This window comes from Okeania sp. SIO3B5, assembly GCF_010692555.1.
In the GTDB taxonomy this organism is placed as follows: Bacteria; Cyanobacteriota; Cyanobacteriia; order Cyanobacteriales; family Microcoleaceae; genus Okeania.
On the sequence record NZ_JAAHHG010000366.1, the window covers coordinates 9,277 to 10,165 of the forward strand.

The window sequence follows — 889 nt, forward strand, 5'->3', positions numbered from 1 at the left end:
GAAAAATTAAGAGACAATTCTTACAACTAATTCCTTTATAACTGCCATTCCTCCTGAATTGCAGGATTGCTGGATTCTGGCTCCTGCCCTGAGAAAAAGACTAGTGAAGCGCAAACCCTAATTAGGGCTTGCTGAATAAATATGAAAGCATTGACATATAAAGACTTTAGCCTTTTAGGGTCTGAAATACCTTGGTTTTCAGCTCTTCACGCTCAAAAAGGAGCGTATTTTAGGCGCATAGTTGGGCAGAAAAATCAAGGGACAAAACGCCCGCTCCTACCTCTTCTCTCATTCCTATTTCTCCTGTCTCCTGTCTCCTGTCTCCTGTCTCCTACCCCAGCAAAAAGACTTTCCATACGCAGACCCTAATTAGGGTTTGCTGATTAAATCTCAAGTAATTACCAGATAAAGGTTTTAGCCTTTTTAGGTATTGAAAAAGTACATGGTTTTCAGCTCTTCATGCTCAAAAAGGAGCGCATTTTTAGCGCTATAGTTGGGCAAAAAAATTCTCCCCTACTCCCCTACTCCCCTACTCCCCTACTCCCCTACTCCCCTACTCCCCCGCTCCTTAAAAAAGACTAGTGAAGCGCAAACCCTAATTAGGGCTTGCTGAAAAAATATGAGTCGTAAGAGTAGGAGTCAGGAACCTGAATCGGTGAATCCAGGAGGAATGGGAATTATAGAAGAGGTAGTTGGAACAATCCTCCCTTAATTTTTCTGCCATAATCTACCCAAAATACGCTCCTAAATTGAACCGGAACTACCTAGGGCTTGCTGAAAAAGTCTTTTTTAAGGAGTAGGGGAGCGGGGGAGTAGGGGAGTAGGGGAGTAGGGGAGTAGGGGAATAATTTTTTTTGCCCAACTGTGCGCCAGAAATGCGCTCCTTTTA